The organism is Longispora sp. NPDC051575 (assembly GCF_040681875.1).
Classification (GTDB): Bacteria; Actinomycetota; Actinomycetes; order Mycobacteriales; family Micromonosporaceae; genus Longispora.
This window is the reverse complement of sequence record NZ_JBFAZP010000001.1, coordinates 38,905-57,978: the sequence shown is the minus strand read 5'-3', so window position 1 is coordinate 57,978 and position 19,074 is coordinate 38,905. Positions and strand designations below refer to the sequence as shown.

The 19,074-nt window shown below is 72.8% G+C and carries 13 protein-coding genes; 11 read left to right on the top strand and 2 right to left on the bottom strand.

All coding sequences use genetic code 11. The annotated features are described in order from the left end of the window. Nucleotides 1-81: 81 nt before the first annotated feature. The 5 genes from AB0M43_RS00170 to AB0M43_RS00150 all read left to right on the top strand — a co-directional run bounded on the left by AB0M43_RS00170 (nucleotide 82) and on the right by AB0M43_RS00150 (nucleotide 6,619). Complete coding sequence (locus tag AB0M43_RS00170; RefSeq protein WP_363719586.1) at nucleotides 82-1,104, top strand: ABC transporter substrate-binding protein; 1,023 nt, start codon at nucleotides 82-84, stop codon at nucleotides 1,102-1,104. After that, nucleotides 1,101-2,204, top strand: a complete 1,104-nt coding sequence (locus AB0M43_RS00165; protein WP_363719584.1) for an iron chelate uptake ABC transporter family permease subunit — start codon at nucleotides 1,101-1,103, stop codon at nucleotides 2,202-2,204. Before AB0M43_RS00170 ends, AB0M43_RS00165 begins: the two co-directional genes overlap by 4 nt. Next, nucleotides 2,204-3,052, top strand: a complete 849-nt coding sequence (locus tag AB0M43_RS00160; RefSeq protein ID WP_363719582.1) for an ABC transporter ATP-binding protein — start codon at nucleotides 2,204-2,206, stop codon at nucleotides 3,050-3,052. Before AB0M43_RS00165 ends, AB0M43_RS00160 begins: the two co-directional genes overlap by 1 nt. A 107-nt stretch (nucleotides 3,053-3,159) precedes the next feature. Further along, nucleotides 3,160-5,142 carry a M4 family metallopeptidase gene (locus AB0M43_RS00155; RefSeq protein ID WP_363719580.1) on the top strand — a complete coding sequence of 661 codons (1,983 nt, stop codon included), beginning with the start codon at nucleotides 3,160-3,162 and terminating at the stop codon, nucleotides 5,140-5,142. 136 nt (nucleotides 5,143-5,278) lie between these two features. After that, a complete protein-coding gene (locus AB0M43_RS00150; protein WP_363719578.1) occupies nucleotides 5,279-6,619 on the top strand; it encodes a M28 family metallopeptidase in 1,341 nt (446 codons plus the stop codon). Between the two features lie 235 nt (nucleotides 6,620-6,854). Here the strand turns inward: AB0M43_RS00150 and AB0M43_RS00145 are convergent, their stop codons facing one another. Together AB0M43_RS00145 and AB0M43_RS00140 are read right to left on the bottom strand one after the other, a co-directional pair. Further along, the gene (locus AB0M43_RS00145) at nucleotides 6,855-7,805 is read right to left on the bottom strand and encodes a tetratricopeptide repeat protein (RefSeq protein ID WP_363719576.1); all 951 of its coding nucleotides are present in this window, start codon (nucleotides 7,803-7,805) and stop codon (nucleotides 6,855-6,857) included. After that, nucleotides 7,802-9,043, bottom strand: coding sequence for an ATP-binding protein (locus tag AB0M43_RS00140; RefSeq protein WP_363719574.1), 1,242 nt, complete (start codon nucleotides 9,041-9,043; stop codon nucleotides 7,802-7,804). The genes AB0M43_RS00145 and AB0M43_RS00140 overlap by 4 nt, the downstream gene beginning before the upstream one ends. A 390-nt stretch (nucleotides 9,044-9,433) precedes the next feature. Between AB0M43_RS00140 and AB0M43_RS00135 the strand changes: the two genes are divergently transcribed. The 6 genes from AB0M43_RS00135 (at nucleotide 9,434) to AB0M43_RS00110 (ending at nucleotide 18,982) form a co-directional block, all read left to right on the top strand. Continuing rightward, entirely contained in the window at nucleotides 9,434-10,153 is a 720-nt protein-coding gene (locus tag AB0M43_RS00135; RefSeq protein WP_363719572.1) for a hypothetical protein, read from the top strand. 258 nt (nucleotides 10,154-10,411) lie between these two features. Next, complete coding sequence (locus AB0M43_RS00130) at nucleotides 10,412-12,175, top strand: hypothetical protein (RefSeq protein ID WP_363719569.1); 1,764 nt, start codon at nucleotides 10,412-10,414, stop codon at nucleotides 12,173-12,175. Between the two features lie 66 nt (nucleotides 12,176-12,241). Continuing rightward, the gene (locus AB0M43_RS00125; protein WP_363719567.1) at nucleotides 12,242-12,406 is read left to right on the top strand and encodes a hypothetical protein; all 165 of its coding nucleotides are present in this window, start codon (nucleotides 12,242-12,244) and stop codon (nucleotides 12,404-12,406) included. Nucleotides 12,407-12,621: 215 nt separating this feature from the next. Continuing rightward, on the top strand, nucleotides 12,622-13,191 hold the full coding sequence (locus AB0M43_RS00120) for a sigma-70 family RNA polymerase sigma factor (protein WP_363719565.1): 570 nt from the start codon (nucleotides 12,622-12,624) through the stop codon (nucleotides 13,189-13,191). Continuing rightward, nucleotides 13,188-14,519 (top strand): hypothetical protein, encoded by a 1,332-nt coding sequence (locus AB0M43_RS00115; protein WP_363719563.1) that lies wholly within the window; start codon nucleotides 13,188-13,190, stop codon nucleotides 14,517-14,519. The genes AB0M43_RS00120 and AB0M43_RS00115 overlap by 4 nt, the downstream gene beginning before the upstream one ends. Further along, complete coding sequence (locus AB0M43_RS00110) at nucleotides 14,516-18,982, top strand: FtsK/SpoIIIE domain-containing protein (protein ID WP_363719561.1); 4,467 nt, start codon at nucleotides 14,516-14,518, stop codon at nucleotides 18,980-18,982. Before AB0M43_RS00115 ends, AB0M43_RS00110 begins: the two co-directional genes overlap by 4 nt. The last annotated feature ends 92 nt before the right edge of the window (nucleotides 18,983-19,074 follow it).

Below are 19,074 nucleotides of genomic sequence, written 5' to 3'. Positions count from 1 at the left end.
GGCACCCGTCTGTCCACAAGGGTTGATACAGGGTCTTCTCCGTCCTTTCCCCTCCTCGTCGGTTCTGCTAGCATCCCGCAAATGAAAACGAAAACCATTTCATACCTGGCGGTCGTCGCGGCGCTGCTCGCGTTCACCGGGTGCTCCAACGGCCGCGACGGGACCGGTGAACCGGGGGCGAGGACCGCAGCGGGCACAACGGCCTACCCGTTCACCATGACGAACTGCGGCACCGACGTGACCGTCAAAGCCGCGCCGAAGCGGGCGGTCACCCTGAACCAGACCGCCGCCGAGATCCTCATCCACCTGGGCGTGGGCGGCCAGATCGCCGGGTCGGGATACGAGACGGACAAGACGCCGGACGAGATCGCCGGGCAGTACAAGAAGATCCCGATCCTGTCCGCGCGCGGGCAGGAGATCAAACACGAGAAGCTGCTGGAAGCACAGCCTGATTTCGTCTACGGCTCCTTCGCGAGCATGTTCACCGCGGCCCAGTCCGGCGAGCGCGCGGAGCTGCACAAGCTCGACGTGCCGACCTACCTGACCGAGTTCGACTGCTCCGAGCACGAGAGCGTGAAGAACGCGGACTTCACGATGCTGTTCCAGGAGTACCGCAATCTCGCGAAGATCTTCGACGTCCCCGCGGCGGGGGAGAAGCTGGTCGCGGACCAGCGGTCCGTGGTGGACAAGGCGGTCGCCGGCGTGAAGAAGCGGGGCACACCGCTGAAGGTGATGTGGTTCTACTCCACCTACGAGGGCACGCCGTGGGCCGCCGGACCTGGCGGCCTCCCACAGCACATCTCCGAGCTCACCGGTGTCGAGAACATCTTCCACGACGCGAAGGGCAAGTGGGCCGAGGTGAGCTGGGACGTGGTCGCCGCCCGCAACCCCGACGTCATCATCCTGGCCGACCTGACCCGCGGCGAGCCGAACGACACCGCGAGCGAGAAGATCGCCCTGCTCAAGAAGGACCCGCTGACCAGCAGGCTCGACGCTGTGGCGAAGGACCGCTTCATCTCCATCCCCGGCCGTTACATGGACCCCGGCTACGGCAGCGTGCAGGCGGTCCCCGCGCTCGTCGACGGCCTGAACAGGCTTCCGTGAAGGGCCGTGCGGAGGTCATGACGACGGGGCCCGCCGGCCGCGCCGCGCACCCGGCCGCCGGCCGCGCGGCCCCGGAGCGCCGGCGGGTCCCGGCGGCGGCCCTCCTCGGCCTCGCCGCCGCCGGGCTGTTCCTGTCGATCCTCACGGCCAGCCTGTTCGGAACCGCGAACATCGGGCCTCTCGATGTCCTCTCCACGATCCTGCGCCATGTCGGACTGGGGGAGGTCGCCCCCGCCGAACCGCTGCCGAGACTGCTCGACGCCCTGGTCTGGGAGTCGCGCGTGCCCCGGGTGGTCCTGGCGGCGGCCGTCGGCGCGGCCCTGGCCGTCTCGGGCACGGCCCTGCAGGCGGTCACCAGGAACCCCCTGGGCGACCCCTACCTGCTGGGCGTCTCCTCCGGCGCCTCGACCGGTGCGGTCGCGGTGCTCCTGTTGGGTGTCGGCGGCAGCGTCTCCCTGTCGAGCGGGGCTTTCGCCGGTGGCCTGGCCTCCCTGGGCGTCCTGATGATCCTGCTCGGCGGTGGCCGCGTCGCCAGCCCGTCCCGGGTGGTGCTCACCGGTGTGCTCGTGTCCCAGTTCTTCGCCGCCGTCACCTCGGTCATCCTCATGGTCAGCGGCGACGCGAACTCCACCCGTGGCTTCACCTACTGGCTGCTCGGCACCCTCTCCGGCGCGCGGTGGGAGGGTGTCACGGTCACCGTCGTGGTCATCCTGGTCGGGATCTTCGCGATCCAGTTCTTCGCCCCGGCCCTCGACGCCTTCACCTTCGGCTGGGACTCGGCCGCCGCGCTGGGGATCAATGTCACCGCCGCCCGGATCTGGTTGCTGGTCCTGACCTCGCTCATTACGGCGGCGGCGGTGTCGGCCTCGGGCGCGATCGGGTTCATCGGGCTCCTCGTCCCGCACGCCGTCCGCGTCCTGGCGGGCCCGACGCACCGCCGCCTGCTGCCCCTGTCCGCGATCGCCGGGGCGACCTTCCTCATCTGGGTGGACACGTTCGCACGCACCGCGTTCACCCCCCACGAGCTGCCGGCGGGAGTCATCACCGCGCTTCTCGGCGCGCCCGCCTTCGCCCTGGTCCTCAAACGCCTGGAGTCCTGATGGGTCAGATCACCGCCGCCGGGCTCTCCTGGGCCGTCAAGGGCCACCGCCTGCTCGACACCATAGACATGACGGCCGGCGACAGGAAGATCGTCGGGCTGCTCGGCCCCAACGGCTCGGGCAAGTCGACCCTGCTGCGCCTGCTCGCCGGGCTGCGCCGCCCGGAAACCGGAACCGTGCGCTACGACGACACCAGCCTGCGCGACCTCGGCCGCCGGGCGCTCGCCCGGCGGCTCGCCGTCGTCGAACAGGACGTCTCGACCCACAACCACGTCAGCGTCCGCCAGGTCGTGGAGCTCGGACGCACCCCCTTCCGGGGCCGCTTCGACATACCGACCACCCGCGACCGACAGATCGTCGACGCGGCACTGGAACGGGCCGACATCACCGGCCAGCAGCACCGGAGCTGGCACACCCTCTCCGGAGGTGAGAAGCAACGCGCGCAACTCGCCCGCGCCCTCGCCCAGGAACCCCGCGAGATCCTCCTCGACGAACCCACCAACCACCTCGACATCCGCCACCAACTCGAACTGCTGCACCTGCTGAGGACGCTGGACGTCACCTGTGTCGTCGCGCTGCACGATCTCAACCTCGCCGCCCGGTACTGCGACCACGTCGTCCTCCTCGACCACGGGCAGGTGGTCGCCGCCGGCCGCCCCGGGGACGTCCTGACGCCCGACCGGATCGCGTCGGTGTACGGCGTCGAGGTGCTCATCGACCACGAACCCGTCACCGGCACCCTCCGCGTCACATACCTCGCCCCCACGACCGTGACCGCGCCCGCCGGCGGCCAGAGTCCACGGCCTGCTGTGGCAGAAGACGTCCAAGCCGCAGGCCTTCAGTTTTAAGTCGTGTCCGATTCTCGGCAGGTACAAGGGTTTCCCCGGTATGCAACCGCCCTCGACGGCATGAGACTTCCCCCTCAACGAAGTGTCGAGGAAAGGGTTACCCCTCCATGGAATGCAAGCGTCTTCTGGGAGCCGGCGCGGCGCTCGGCCTGGCCGTCGCCCTCGCGGCGACCGCCGCCGTCACCGCGGGCCCGCACGGTCCGACCGGCCAGCCTCCCGTCTCGCTGGTCGGTGTCGTGGCCGACCCGGTCGCCGCCGTGGCCGGGGCGGAGAGGCTCCTCGCCGAGAAGGCGCCCGCTGTCGTGCGTGGCGGCAAGGACGAGAAGTACGCGGCCCGGCCGGTCGTGTCCTCGCCGCAGGGGCTGCAGTACGTGACCTTCGACCGGCAGTACCAGGGGCTGCCCGTGGTGGGCGGGGACTTCACCGTCGTCACCGACGCGCGCGGGACCGTCAAGTCCACCTCGGTGGCGCAGACCGAGACGATCGACGTGTCCGTCACGCCGACCGTCACCGCCGAGCAGGCCCGGGCCACCGCGAGGGCGCGGCTGCACCGGGCGGACGAGATCGCCGGCCAGCGGCTCACCGTCCTGGCCTGGGGCACCCCCACGCTCGCCTGGGAGACCATCGTCGCCGGCGCGACGGAGCACGCTCCGAGCCTGCTGCACGTGTTCGTCGACGCCCGCACCGGCGCGGTGCTGCGCTCCTACGACGACGTCGCCGCCGAGGTCGGCGAGGGCACCGGCTACTACAACGGCCCCAACCCGCTGCGCTTCGACACCACCCTGTCGGGCGGCACCTACACCCTGACCGATCCGAAACGCCCCGGCCTGTCCTGCGCCAACATCGACAACTCCGTCGTGTACAGCGGCCCCGACAACAAGTGGGGCAACGGCCAGGCCATGGACAAGGAGACCGGCTGCGCCGACGCGATGTTCGGGGCCCAGCGCGAACTCGACATGCTCAAGGAGTGGTACGGCCGCAACGGCATCGACGGCAACGGGAAGAGCTTCCAGATCCGGGTCGGCCTGCAGGAGGCCAACGCCTACTGGACCGGCGGCTCGGCCCCGTACATGAAGATCGGCTACAACCAGAACAAGGACCGCTGGCTCGCCGCGCTCGACGTCGTCGGGCACGAGTTCGGCCACGCCATCGACCAGTACACCGGGGGCAGCGCCGCGTACCAGTCCGGCGAGAGCGGGCTGGGCGAGTCGATCGGTGACATCTTCGGCGCGCTGACCGAGGCGTACGCCAACGAGCCGTCCGAGTTCGACCCCGCCGACTACACCGTGGGCGAGGAGGTGGACTTCTTCGGTAACGGCAAGGCCATGCGCGTCATGTACAAGCCGGCCGACGACGGCCGCAGCGCCAACTGCTTCTCCTCGTCCACCCCGAACGCCGAGGTGCACGACGCGGCCGGACCCATGAACCACTGGTTCTACCTGCTCGCCGAGGGCTCCGCCCCGAACGGGAAGCCGGCCAGCCCGACCTGCAACAACAAGACCGTCGCCGGCCTGCGGGACATCAGGAAGGCCGGCGCGATCTTCTACAACGCGCTGCTGGCCAAGACGTCGAACATGACCCACGCCAAGATGCGCGGACTGACCCTGCAGGCGGCGAAGAACATCGACCCGACCTGTGCGCAGTACACGGCGGTCAAGGAGGCCTGGGACGCCGTCAGCGTGCCCGCCGCGTCCGGCGAGGCGACCTGCTCCGGCTCGACGCCGACCGCGTCCCCCTCGGCCAGCCCCACGGTCAAGCCGAGCCCGTCGGCGAGCCCGACCGCGAGCCCCAGCTCCTCGCCGACCCAGAGCCCGACCGGCCAGCCCGGCACGGTGACTGTCACCAACCCCGGCAACCAGAGCGCGTGGCGCGGGTTCCAGGCCTGGCCGCTGCAGGTCCGGGCCACCACCAGCAACGGCGGCGCCCTGAACTTCACCGCCACCGGGCTGCCCCCGGGCCTGACGATCAGCGCCGCAGGCGTCATCACCGGCACCCCCACCACGGTCGGCACCTACACCGTGAAGGTCACCGCCACCGGCGGCGCGGCGTCGGGCAGCACCACCTTCACGTACCAGATCACCGGTTTCTGACCGGGCCGTCCGACCACCTGACCGTCAGCGACGGCCGACGCCAGCCGTCCCGTCCATCCGCTCCGGTCCGGGGCGCGTCCCGTGAGAGGGGAGACGCGCCCCGGACCGGCCACCCACCCCCGAAAGGCCCCGTCACATGGCTCCGCGCACCTCCCCGGCCCTGCGCCGCACCCTGCTGCTCGGCACCGCCGCCGTCGCGCTCGCCGGTTCGATGGCCGCCGCCGTCGGACTCGCCGCCGCCGCCCCGGCCCCGAGCAGCGCCGTCGCCGATGTCGCACCCGACATCAGCGTGGACAACGTCAAGGCGCACCTGGCCCAGTTCGGCACCCTCGCCCGCGACAACGGCGGCAACCGCCGCGCCGGGTCCGCCGGGCACACCGCCTCCGTGGCCTACGTGGAACAGAAACTCAAGGCCGCCGGGTACACCGTCACCCGACAGCGGTGCACGAGCGGCTGTACCTACGCCTCGGACAACCTGATCGCGGACTGGCCCGGCGGCGACGCCGACCAGACGGTCATGTTCGGCGCGCACCTCGACAGCGTGTCCGCCGGCCCCGGCATCAACGACAACGGCTCCGGTTCGGCGGCGATCCTGGAGGCCGCGCTGGTCCTGGCCGCGAAGAACCCGACCATGGCACGCCACGTCCGGTTCGGCTGGTGGACGGACGAGGAACAGGGCCTCAACGGCTCCAAGTTCTACGTCAACTCCCTGATCGCCCCCCAGAGGACCGCGATCCGGGGCTACTACAACTTCGACATGATCGCGTCCACCAACGGCGGATACTTCATCAACAACCTCAACAGCGCGACGTCCGCGCCGATGAAGGCGTACTGGACCTCGCTGAACCTCGCGCCCCAGGAGAACGTCGAGGGCCAGGGCCGCTCCGACGACTACTCGTTCAAGAACGCGAACATCCCCACCAGCGGGTACGCCACCGGGGCCAGCGCCCGCAAGTCCACGGCGGAGGCCACCAAGTGGGGCGGCACCGCCAACCAGCCCTACGACCCCTGCTACCACCAGTCGTGCGACACCACGGCGAACATCAACGACACGGCGCTCAACCACAGCGCCGACGGGATCGCCTACACGTTGTGGGACCAGGCCGTCCGTGGCACCGGCCCGACGGCGTCCCCGTCCGCCAGCACCCCGCCGAGCCCGTCGACCAGTCCGACCGTGCGGCCGTCGCAGACCCCGACCGTTCAGCCCGGCGGCACCGTCACCGTCACCAACCCCGGCGCGCAGAGCAGTTGGCGGGGCTTCTCCGTGTGGCCGCTGACCGTGCGGGCCACCTCCAGCACCGGCGCGGCCCTGACCTACACGGCCACGGGCCTGCCCGCCGGGCTGTCGATCAGCTCCACCGGCACGGTCACCGGCACCCCGACCACGGTTGGCTCGTACCCGGTGAAGGTCACCGCCAGCACCAGCGGCGGCGTCACCGGCACGACCACCTTCACCTGGCAGATCACCGGATTCTGACCGCGAACGCGACACGTGGCCGCACCGGGCACTGTGCGCCGCCCCTGGCAGATCTGCGGGGGCGGCGCACGCCGCCGAACCGCACGACCCACAGGTCGGCACGTGTGATGCCGGCCGGCGCGGAAACTCCGGACCCGCGCACGACCACTCCCGTGCCCATGTCCGTGGCGTCGGGTCGATCGGAGCGCGGGCCATAGACCAGGCTCCGGCTCGCCCACTGTGACGGGGGGAGCGGTCAGTGCCACTCCCAGATCGGTGGGAGGCGCGGCAGCACGGCGAGCGCCACGACCACGACGGCCATGCCCCGCGTGGCCACCCAGGTCCGGAAGAGACTTTGGCCCCGCCGGACGAACATCGCGAGCTGGGCCTTCGCGCCCCGGGGCAGCCCACGGTGCGTCCGGTGGGCCGCTGTCGCCACCCCGGCCAGCCCCAGCCCTCCGACCAGGAGCCGCGCGGGCTGATCGACCTCGCTGAACAGCCAGAGCGTGCCGAGCACCCCGGCGAGGGCGGTCGTGACGTAGTACAGCCGGTTGAGCAGCAGTCTCAGGCCCCAGCTGACGTGCAGGGCGTGCAGCGGGTCCTCCGGCTCGAGCCCGGCGGCGGTGGTGAAGCCGGACAGCGCCGTACCGACCCGTCCCGTCCTCAGCTGCAGGGAGCTGAGTCGTTGCATGGCGTCGGCGTTGTCCGGTTCGAGGGCCAGTACCTGGCGCCACTGGGCGATCGCCGAGGCCGCGTCGCCGTCGTACTCCTCGATCTCGGCGAGCACGGTGTGGCTCCAGACCATCTCCGGCTCCAGTTCGAGGGCCCGCGCGATGTGCCGACGGGCCTCGGTGGCCTGGTCGGCCAGGAGCAGTCGCCGGGCGAGATGGGTGTGGCCGTACCAGAACTGCGGCCAGAGCCGGAGACCGCTGCGGGACAGGTCGACCGCCTCGGCCGTCCGGCCGTGCAGGGCTTCGACGTCGGAGAGGGTCCAGTGTGACCAGGGTTCCTCCGGGTCGAGGTGGAACCCGCGGCGGGCGGCGGCCAGTGCCTCGTCCCTGCCGCCCAGAACCGACTGGCAGTTGGCCAGCAGCCGCCAGCCCGCGGCGCTCTCAGGCTCGGCGGCCAGGTGCCGGACCACCAGTGGCAGCGCGTCGGCTTCCCGGTCGAGTTTCCACAGCTCGCGGGCCCGTTCCAGGTCGGTCACAACATCTTCCGGGACTTCAGGTACTTCGCGAGTTCGTCGTACGCCCCGTCCGGGTTGGCGAACAGCGCCACGTTGCGCGCGGTGTCCAGCCACGGCGTGATCGAGGACCGGACCTCGCCGAGCGCCCGTTCGAAGTCGCGCTGTTCGATCATGCGGACCTCGCCGCTGGTGATCGAGTCGTGCATCGCGTACTCGGCGGCGGTGTCGCAGACGTGCGCCAGGTCCGCGCCGGAGAAGTGCTCGGTGGCGGCGACGAGCCGGGCGAGGTCGATGTTGGCGATCGGCCGGCCCCGCAGGTGGTACTCGAGGATCGCCGACCGGGCCGGTCCGTCCGGCGGGAGGACGAGCAGCGTCCGGTCCAGGCGGCCGGGGCGGCGCAGGGCGGCGTCGACGTCCCACGGCGCGTTGGTCGCGGCGAGGACGAACACGCCGTCGTTGTCGGAGTCGGCACCGTCGAGTTCGGCGAGGAGCTGGTTGACCACGGTCCGCATGCCGTGCGAGTTGATCTTGCTGCGCTTGCCGCCCAGTGCGTCGATCTCGTCGAGGAACAGCACGCAGGGCGCGTTCCGCCGGGCCTGCTGGAACACCTCGTGCAGGCTCTTCTCCGAGCTGCCGATCCACATGTCGAGCACATCCACGATGGTCAGGGAGATGAACCCGGCGCCCAGCTCGCCGGCGACCGCCCGGGCGAGGTGGGTCTTGCCGCAGCCGGGCGGGCCGTACATCAGCAGGCCGCCGCGCAGGCTCTTGCCGTACATCGCGCGGAGCTGCGGGTTGCGCATCGGCGCGAGGAAGGCCAGCTCCAGCCGCTGCTTGACCTCGACCATGCCGCCGACGTCGGCGAGGCTGAGCGCGACCCGCTCGACGTCGAACATCCGGTCGGCGTCCCCGGCCACCGGCTGGACGTGACCGACGGGCCCGGCGGCCGGCTCGGCGGCGAACCGGGGCGGGAACACGTCGGCCAGCTCGGCCGCCAGGCCGTCGAACCGGTCCTCGATCCCGGCCGGCGGAGCGTCGGCCTCGGCGGGCACGGCCGGCGGCGCGATGGCCCGCCGCATCAGCAGCTGGGCCTCCGGATGAGTCGGATCGTGCTGCAGAGCCACCGCGGCGTGGCCGATCGCCTCGGCCGACCGTCCGGCGGTCAGCAGCAGCCCGGCCAGGTGCACCCGGAGCGGCACGTCGGTGGGGCTCGCGGCCACGGCGACGGTCAGGCTGGAGATCAACGCTTCATCAGACACAGCCGCACAGGTTACCCGCGTGCGCGGCCGCGCGCTCACCCCTGTGCGTCCGGTTCGAGCGGTGAGGCCCTCGCCTTCCCGAAGCGGGATCCCTAGCTGGTAGGCCTGCGCGGCGGCGGCGGTGAACACGTCTCTTGGTCCCGAGCCCGAGAGTTCTGACGGGGGAACGGTGCCCGGCCGCCCCACGCACCCCGCACGGCGACGGGCTCCAGCTGGCTCCTCGACGACCTCGGAGTCAAACGCCCCGTCGGGTCGTAGAGCACCCCGTGGCTGAGGCAGCGGTACAGGTAGCCGGCGTTTCGGAGTGCCGCGCGGTGGCGACCGTCGGCGGCTCCCCGTACCCCAAATTGTGGTATTTTCGAGGCGAGAGTCTTCAAGGTGGTGGTGGTCATGGCCCCCGATCCTGGCGAGGTGGGACCACTCGGCGGACCCGATCGCAATCCGTTGCTCGGCAACGCCGATTCCGGCGCGGAACCCCACCCGCAGCCCGCCCCCGATCCACTGGAGAAGGCCGCGACCGCCCGTGCGGACAAGCTCCTCCAGTCCGGTTTCCGCGGCTGGTGGGCCGGGGCCGACTCGGAGCAGCGGACGGCATATCGGGTCCTGGTGGGCGCGGCCCTCGTCGGGCCGGTCGGCACCGGAGTGTTCTCTCTGCTCAAGGGCTTGACGAACCCGACGCTCAGTACCCAGATCATCCGGTCCTGGGGTTGGTTGTTGCTGATCACCCTGCCGGTGGCGGCGGCCGCGGTCGCGGGCATGTTCTTCGGCGGTCGGATGCATCCGATGGGACTCCTCTCCCTTCTCGCCCTGATAGCGTTCGTCAGCGTCCTGGCGTTGCAGTCGGTCAAAGCACCCACCCAGCTGGGTGACCTGTACTGCTATGCGAGCATCAGCAGCGACGGGGCGGTGTACGAACGGCAATGCCGGGACATGGACACCGAGGGCTTCGTCAGCGACAGCCTGAGCAGATCCCGGGGCGCGAAGGGCAGCCTCGAAACCCTCGGAGCGGCCTATGTCCTCGTGTCGGACGCCCGAGGATCGCTGATGGCACTGTGCGGCCTGTTCGGCGGCCTCGCCGGCGGCTATCTGCTCCGGCGCCAGTCCACGTAGCCCCGGGCAGCACCTCGCCGTGCGGTTGGCGTGGGTTACCCGGGCCCTGCTGGTCCACATGAGGTCTGCGCCGGGCGCGGCCGGTGCGTAGAGCAACGCGGCGTCATCGAGGGCACTGACGCTGGTGCCGCGCAGCCGGCCGGTTGTCCCCGCAACTGCCGGGAAGAGGGCAGTTCAGCCCTGCCCGAATGGACCTAGGCCCCGGGACGGCGCGCGGCGCATCATGGCCACAGGCGGGTCTTCTCCTCGGGAGGTCAGGTGCCGCACACCAGAGCGGAAGCGGACAGCGCCCACCGGGGTACCCCGGTGGGCGCTGTCGCCGCCCGCCCCCGGACGGCCGGGAGCGCGGCAGGACTGGTGGCCCTGCAACGTTCGGCCGGCAACGCCGCCGTGGCCGCCTACGTGGCCCAGCGTGAGCCCCTCGACGCCGGCGCTCCCGCCGGTGCCCCCGCCGCACCCGCCCCCACACCGGCCCCCGCGCCCCGCAACACCGGTCCGACGATGGGCGTCCCGGACACCCCACAGGCCACGATCAGCGAGGGGCCGATCGGTGAGGTCGTCCTCGACGTGCCCGACTGGAACCTCGTGCCGGCGGGGGCCGCGAGCAAGCTCTGGGAGCTCAGTTCCGGCGATATCCCGCTCGCCACCCTGGGCATACCCCAACTCGGGGTGCGGGTCGGGCTGGACGGCAAGGCCACCGCGAAGGCGGGGGTCACCGGGGCCTACCGGGCGGGCATCCGCAACATCCAGTTGGGCATGCGATCGAAGAAGGTGGCCGAGGCCGCCGGCGTGTTCGACTGGCTCCTCGGTCCGGCCGCCGCCGCCAACCGCGTGCGGAGCAAGGCGGCCGAGGGCGTGGCCGCCATCCTGGCCGTGCCGCAGATGTTCGCCACCGACAACGAGTTCCGCATGATCGGCAATCTCGACCTGTCCGGCAGCCTGGCCCTCGTGTTCCAGTTGGAAGGCTCGTTGAAGGCGGCCGCGAAGGCGGCCGGCCTGGAGATCGCGGCCATCGGTGCCGGTCTGACGGCCTCGACCGGGGCGTCGACCGAACTGCGGGTCAACGACAGGGTGGGGATGTACTACCACGGTGGCCGGTTGCACCTGCGCAGTCACGCGGACCGGAGCCTGAACTTCAACCTGTTCTTCGACCTCAGAGCCTTCCTGGAGGCCACGCTGCTCGGCTACAAGTGGCGCCGCGACTGGGAACTGGTCCGCAAGAACCTCGACTACAAGATCCCGCTGAGCGCCACGGTCGACGTGGGCTACAACAGCGCCGGGGCCGGCGACGGCCCGGCCGCCACCACGATCAACATCACCCAGGGCCTGGCGACGCTCCAGGACCTGCTCGGCAAGCTGTTCAGCGCCGCGACCAGCCCGGAGGACCAACTCAACCTGCTACCCGGCGGAGGCGGCGCAGGCGGTCCGGGCGCCCCGGGCGGCGCGGGCGGCCCCGGGGGGACCGCCAACCAGGCACCCACCGGCCGGACGAAGAACGATCCGATCCCGATGGACTGGCACAAGCCGCCGGGCCTGTACCCGATGTCGATCACGCTCGGCGAGAACCGCTACTTCCTCACCGAGCCCGACTGGCTGGTCGTGCCCAACACCCCGGGGCTGTCCGATGTCCGCAGGAACGCGACGCGACGCGACACCGGCGAGTACGTGATCAGGATCGGCGTGAGCACCGGCAGCAAGTTCTTCCCGAGCATCAACAGCGTCTGGCCCCGGGTCCGGGTCGGGGCGGTCCGCGGTGGAGTCGTCCAGGACCAGTTCCGGGCACTCCTGCGCGCGTACGGCTATGACTGGGGCACGCACGAGGCCGACCACGTGCGGGACCTCCAGTGGGCGGGTTCGGACGCGTACCCGAACCTGTGGCCTCTGGAGCGGTCGCACAACCAGGCCGCGAACGAGGTGTTGAAGCAGCAGGTCACCTACCAGGACGCCGCGGGACAGGTCCACACGGTGCCGCTGGAGCAGACGCCCCTCAACCTGTACTTCCAGATCCGGCGCTGGGTCTGACCAGGCCCTGGGGGCGAAGGCATGTGTGCCGGCCGGGGTCGCCCTGTTTCGGTTGGTGGAGCTGCGATGTCGGTGCCGGACGGCCATGAGCGTGACGGCGAGTCCCCGATCACCAGCAGTGCCCCTGTGATCATGTTGTTGGCGTCGAGGTTCGGGCACTTCGACCAGATCAGAGCCACGACGGCCGAGACGAGGGCGGTGACGTCGGAGGTGCCGTTCTCGATGGCGTAGCCGCCACCGGAGGGTTTTCACTCCGAATGGTGGTGTTGATCTCCTATGTGGTCGATAGTGGATACCTAGTGGACATTCCGTGTTCATCTCTCGCCACCCGGAGCTTCCGTCATCCGCCGGTAACGTTCTCGGCGACCGCGCGCAGTACGCGGAGCTTCGAAGGAGGACGGCGGGCACCGTAGTGGCGACCTCCTCTGGACGTAGAGGGGGAAGACGTGCCCGGTGGCACCCCGGCGAACCTCACCGGCGACCTCGTGGCCGCCCGGGGCCCGCTCCTGCGCTATGTCACCTCGCTGTTGGCCGCCGACAGTCACCTCGCCGAGGACATCGTCCAGGAGGCTCTGCTGCGGGCATGGGTGCACGCCGACGAGCTCGACTGGCAGGTCCGACCGATCCGGCAGTGGCTGTTCCGCGTCGCCCGCAACCTCGTCGTCGACCTGCGCCGACGCGACCGGTCCGTGCCGGTCGGGATCGCCTCTGACGCGTTCCGGGCGGGTAGCGGCGACCCGGCCGAGGCGGTGGCGGACCGGCACCTGCTCGTTGGCGGCCTGCGCCGGATCGGGCCGGCGCACCGCGAGATCCTCGCGCACGTGCACCTGCTCGACCGGGCCGGCGACGACGTGGCCACCGCCCTCGGCATCCCCCGGGGCACGGTCCGGTCCCGGACGCACCACGCGCTCGCCGCGCTGCGTCGCGCCATCGACCTCGGCGACACCGGCTACCGGATTCACCGGCCCACAGAGCGGAACCCCTGCCGGCCACGTCCAGGGTGCGGCCAGCGGTGATGGGGGTACTGGCCGCCCACCGGCAACTCATCAGCACCCTCCTCGGCCTGGCCGGGCTCCTCGTGCTCGTCGCGGTCCTCGCCCACCGGTTGGCGCGCCGGGCCGGAGGCTGGCCGGTCGTGCGCCGCCGCGCGCGGCACGAGACCCGGGCCACGCTGCGCGCCTTCGCCACGCCGGTCACCCGGCAGGTCCAGTATCTGCGCCGGTGGCGGCAACTCGGCCGGCTCCTCGCCGACGGCACGGCCTGGCCGGACGCCGAGCGGGCTCTGCTGTCCGTCGCGACGCGCACGGCGGGCGCCGACTGCCGTCCGTACGCGGTCCTGCTCGGCTCCGGTACCGTCGGCGTCGCCTTCGCCGGCCGCACCCCGCCCGAGCCGGACGGCCCGTGGACCGCCGACGAGGACGACCCCCGGCTGTGGTGGGCCGACCGGCCGGACCTGGCCGCCGAGCCCGACGGCGACGGCACGGCCCTCCTCGTGGTCGTCGGACTCGACGACCGCTACCGGGAGGGGTTGCTCGTCCTGCTGGACCTCGTCGACGGGCCCCCGGTCACGGCGGCCGTCGGCGACCGCCGCACCGCCCGTGCTCTCGTGCAGGCCGTGGCCGCCCAGCTCGACGGACGGCTTCCCGAGGGCTCGGTGCTCGTCTCCGACGGGGTGCACCGGTCCTTTCCCGGCGAGACCGTCGACGTCACCTGGCGCGGTGCCCGGGCCAGGGCCGCGACCGGCGAGCCGGCCGTCGCGGTCTGCGCGGGACTGCCCGGGGCGCTGGAGACCTCGCCGCCCGCTTGGCCCGGCCGCGCGCTGCTGCTCGTGCTGGGGGAGCCACGCGGCTATGCCCGGATCCTGGACACCGACCGGATCGGGCGGGTCCGGGTGGCGGGCACGAACCTCACCGCCGATCTGTCGGCGTTGCCGCGCGTGGTCGCCGGACTTGTCGGCACGCTGCCCCCGGCCGTCCCACCCGGCGGCCCGGTGTCCGCCACGCCGCCCCGGGTGATCCTCGACGAGCCGGACAGCGCGCTGGCGGTGTCCGCACTCGAACCGCCGGAGGAGACGACCCCCGCCCGCCCCAGGACGGAGCGGAAGCCGTTTCCGGCACCCGGGTCCGGGGGGCCGCCCACCCGGGGCGCCACCCAACTGCCCGAGCCCGGCGGCGACACGGCCGGTGCCATCGCCGCACCCCGCCCCGTCGGGCGCGGCGGCTTCCAACCCCTGCCCCGTCCCGACACCGGCGGCGACGCAGAGCCCGGCGGCGGGGACACCGGGGTCTCGGCGGCGCGCGAACCGGCGCCGCGCAGCGACGCGGCGGAGGCCGGAGCCCCATGAACCTGACCGTCACCTCCGTGGACCACGCCGACGGCTCGCGCCGCGACCACCTCGTCGAGGTGCCCCTCGGATGCACCGTCGCCGAACTCAGCGCCGCGCTCGGCCGGGAACGGGAGCCGGACAGCCAACTGCGGGCCTACCTCGGCCCGGGCCAGGCCAGGCCCCTCTACCTCGGCGGTACGGCCCTGGCACCGGAACGGCCGGTGGCCGGCAGCGGGATCCGGGCCGGCAGCGTCCTGGGCCTCGGCGGCCCGGCCGGTCCTGCCGCCGCCCCGGCGCGCTCCGGACCGCCGGTGCCCGCGCCCGTCCTCGTCGAGCTGCACCTCGTGTCCGGGCCCGACGCCGGGCGCACCTGGCAGCTGACCGCCGGCAGCCACGAGGTCGGCGCCGGGCCGGGGTGCGCGATCCGGCTGGAGGGGGAGGACACGCCGGCGCGCGGCCTGTGGGTGACCGTGGCCGCGTCGGGCGCGGTGTCGTGGCGCCGGGACCCGGGCGCGGAGGGTCTCGTGCGGGCGGCCGTCGTGACCCCGCCCGACGGTACCCGTGAAAGCAGCGCGGACGGGCAGGGCACCGCCTGGCCCGAGGGCACGGACGTCGCCGTCGGGGCCGGGCTGCTGCGGGTCGTCGCGCCCGTGGAGGCCGACGCGGCCGTGACCGAGTCCGCCGACGGGCTCAGCCGGGACTACAACCGGCCACCCCGGATCGCCCCGCACCTGGAGGCCGAGCGCATCCGGCTGCCCACCCCGCCGACCCGCAGCTCGCGGGCGCCGTTCCCGCTGCTGATGCTGTTCGCCCCGGTCATCCTCGGCCTGGTCATGGTCGGGGTGTTCCGGTCCTACTTCTACCTCGTGTTCATCCTGTTCACCCCGGTCATGGCGGTGAGCAACTGGGTGGTCGGCCGGCGCACCAACCGGCGCCAGCACGAGGAGGCGGCCCGGCGCTACCAGGAGAAGCTGGAGACCCTGCACCGGCAGATCCGTGGGGACGTCGAGCACGAGCGCGAGGTCCGCTCCCTCACCGGCCCCGATCCGGCGACCGTCGGCCTGATCGCCACCGGCCCCGGCGGCAAGCTCTGGCAGCGCCGCCGCCGGGACGCCGACCACCTGCTGCTCCGGTTGGGCACCGTGGACCTGCCGTCCGTGACCGAGGTCGACGACCCGGCCCGCGACGACAACCACCGCACCGTGCGCTGGACGGTCCCGGACGTGCCGGTCGGCCTGGAACTGCCGGAGTACGGCGTGATCGGGCTCGCCGGCCCCGACGAGGCGGTGCTGGCCCTGGCCCGCTGGCTGCTCGCCCAGGCGGCGGTGCTGCACAGCCCCCGCGACCTGCGCGTGGTGCTGCTCACCGATCCGTCCCGGGCCGCCGAGTGGGACTGGGCCCGCTGGCTGCCCCACCTGCGCGCCGCAGGGTCCACCGGCCCGGTGGTCAGCGTCGGCAACGACCCGGAGACCGTCGCCCAACGGGTCAACGAGCTGGTCGCCCAGCTCCAGGCCCGCGACCGGGTGCTGGGCTCCTCCATGGGCCGGGCCATGTTCACCGACCCCGACATCCTCGTCATCGCCGACGGGGCCCGGCACCTGCGCGACGTGCCCGGCATGGTGCAGGTGTTCGCCGACGGGCCCCGGGTGCGGATCTTCAGCGTGTGCCTCGACCAGCAGGAACGGCTCCTGCCCGAGGAGTGTGCCGCCGTCGTCGCCGTCGGCGAGAGCACCCTGACCCTGCGCCGGGGCGGTACCCCGGAACTCCCCGACATCCGCGCCGACCTCGTCGGTGCCGGCTGGTGCGAGGAGGTCGCCCGCGCCCTGGCCCCGTTGCGCGACGTCAGCCCGGAACACGAGGTGGGCCTGCCGGGGGAGGTGCGGCTCCTCGACCTGCTCGACCAGGAACCGCCCGACGCCGACCGGCTGCTGGCCCGGTGGCGGAGGCAACCGGCGTCCACCACGTTCCTGCTCGGCACCGGCTACGACGGGCCCCTCGCCCTGGACCTGGTCCGCGACGGCCCGCACGGCCTGGTCGCCGGCACCACCGGTTCGGGCAAGTCGGAACTGCTCCAGGCGTTCATCGCCTCCCTCGCGGCCACCAACCGGCCCGACGAGCTGACGTTCGTGCTCGTCGACTACAAGGGCGGCAGCGCCTTCCGGGAGTGCGAGGCGCTCCCGCACACCCTGGGCATGGTCACCGACCTCGACGCGCACCTCGTGGGCCGGGCCATGGACTCCCTCGGCGCGGAACTGCGCCGCCGCGAACGCATCCTCGCTGACGCCGAGGTGAAGGATCTCGCCGCCTACCGGGCCCGGCGCGGCGCCGAACCGGACCTGCCCCGCCTGCCCCGGCTGCTGCTCGTCATCGACGAGTTCGCCACCCTGGTCCGCGAGGTGCCCGACTTCGTGCCCGGCCTGATCAGCATCGCCCAGCGCGGCCGGTCCCTCGGCCTGCACCTGGTCCTGGCCACCCAGCGGCCGGCCGGCTCCGTCACCCCCGACATCAAGGCCAACACCAACCTGCGGATCGCGCTGCGGGTCACCGACGCGGTGGAGAGCCAGGACATCATCGACACGGCCGAGGCGGTGCACATCTCGCCCGGCACCCCGGGGCGGGCGTTCGTCCGGTACGGGCACCGCAACGCCGTGCCGTTCCAGTCCGCCTGGGTCGGCGCCGAGCGGCCCGTCGCGGACGGGGACGCGCCGGTCCGCCGGTTGGCCGCCCGGTCCGTGGAACTGTCCTGGAACCGGCTGGGCCGGCCCGTGGACCTGCCCGCCGCCGAGGCCGAGCCGGGCCCCGCGGGCCCGGTCGTGCCCACCGATCTGCAGGCCCTGGTCGCCGCGATCGGGGAGGCCGCCGGCCGGCTCGACGACCTCGCGCCCCAGCCCAGCCCGTGGCTGCCGGCCCTGGACGACCGGGTGCTGCTCGCCGAGCTGCCCGACGTCGCCCGACCCGGGGACGCGCACCCCAGCCTGCCGGCGCTGATCCCGTACGCGCTGGAGGACGTGCCCGAGCTCCAGCAGCGCCGGGTCGCCACCGTGGACCTGGCGACCTTCGGGCACCTGTACGTCATCGGCGCGCCCCGGTCCGGGCGTACCCAGGTGCTGCGGACCATCGCCGGCTCGGCGGCGGCCCGCGCGAAGGCCGACGACGTGCACATGTACGCCATCGACGCGGCCGGCGGGGGCCTGGCCGCCCTGGAGAGTCTGCCGCACTGCGGGGCCGTGGTGTCCCGGCACGACATGGAACGCATGGACCGGCTGCTGCGACGGCTCAGTCTCGAACTCACCCGCCGGCAGGAGGCGTGCACGGTCGCGCACTGCGCCGACCTGGTCGAGCTCCGCCAACTCCTCCCGCCTGCCGAGCGTCCCCCGCACCTGCTGCTGTTCGTGGACGGCTGGGACGCCCTGGCCCCCGTCCTCGACGAGTACGACCACGGCCGGCTGCTCACCGACGTGACCCGGCTCGCCCGGGAGGGCGCGGCCATGGGCCTGCACCTGATCGCCACCTCGGAACGGGCATTGCTCGGCGGGCGGCTGTCGGCGCACAACGACCACAAGCTGCTGTTGCGCCAGACCGACCGCAACGACTACCAGCTCGTCGGGCTGATGCCGAGCAAGGTGCCGGCGAACATCGCCAACGGGCGCGGCTGGCACGTGCTGTCGCGGACCGAGACCCAGGTGGCGCTCCTCGACGCCGACGACAGCGGCCGCGCGCAGGCCGAGGCGCTGCGCCGGATCGGCAACCGGGCCACCCCGGGCCGGCGGCGGCCGTTCCCGGTCGCGGGCCTGCCCAACCTGGTCGAGTTCACCGACGTGTACGAGCGGGTACCCGCCGAACTCCGCCGCCCCCTGTGGGGACTGCTGGGTGTCGGCGATGACGACGGGGCCCCGCTGGGCGTGGACCTCGCCACCACCTCGGCGTTCTTCGTCGGCGGCGCGTCGGGCACCGGGCGGAGCAACACCCTGGCCTGCCTGGCGGTGTCGCTGCTCGCCGGTGGTACCGGACTGGTGGTGCTGACCCCGCGCGACTCCCCGCTGCGCGGACTGGGCCAGCACGAACGGGTTCGCCTGCTCGCCGACCCCGACCCGTCCGCCGACGCGGTGCGGGCCGCGCTCGACGCGCTGCCCGGGCCCCGGGTGGTGCTGATCGACGACGCGGACCTGCTGGGTCAGCCGGCCGCCGACAAGGTGCTGCGGGACGTGGTGGCGGCGGGCCGCGACAACGGTGAGGCCCTGGTCTACGCCGGTCCGTTGGACGCCCTGTCGATCGCGCTGGGCAGCTGGGTGAGCGCCGCCCGCCGGGTCCGGCGCGGGGTGCTGCTCAACCCGAGGGCCACGACGGAGGGCGACGTGATCGGGGCGCGGCTGTCCGCCAGCCAGGTGCGGGCGACGATGCCGGCCGGGCGCGGCTACACCGGCGGGGCGGGCGGGGCGGCGATGGCGGTGCAGATCCCGCGGACGACGCTGCGGAGCTGATGGGCCAAGGCCGGGGCCGCGCCAGAGAAGTAGCCCCGGCCGGGGGCGGCACCGGGGAACCGGCCGGGACCGGAGCGAGGCCCGGGAGGTGG

Coding starts and splice junctions, on each gene's coding strand:
- AB0M43_RS00170 (WP_363719586.1), top strand. CDS start 82: ATGAAAACGAAAACCATTTCATACCTGGCGGTCGTCGCGGCGCTGCTC.
- AB0M43_RS00160 (WP_363719582.1), top strand. CDS start 2,204: ATGGGTCAGATCACCGCCGCCGGGCTCTCCTGGGCCGTCAAGGGCCAC.
- AB0M43_RS00155 (WP_363719580.1), top strand. CDS start 3,160: ATGGAATGCAAGCGTCTTCTGGGAGCCGGCGCGGCGCTCGGCCTGGCC.
- AB0M43_RS00150 (WP_363719578.1), top strand. CDS start 5,279: ATGGCTCCGCGCACCTCCCCGGCCCTGCGCCGCACCCTGCTGCTCGGC.
- AB0M43_RS00135 (WP_363719572.1), top strand. CDS start 9,434: ATGGCCCCCGATCCTGGCGAGGTGGGACCACTCGGCGGACCCGATCGC.
- AB0M43_RS00125 (WP_363719567.1), top strand. CDS start 12,242: ATGTCGGTGCCGGACGGCCATGAGCGTGACGGCGAGTCCCCGATCACC.
- AB0M43_RS00110 (WP_363719561.1), top strand. CDS start 14,516: ATGAACCTGACCGTCACCTCCGTGGACCACGCCGACGGCTCGCGCCGC.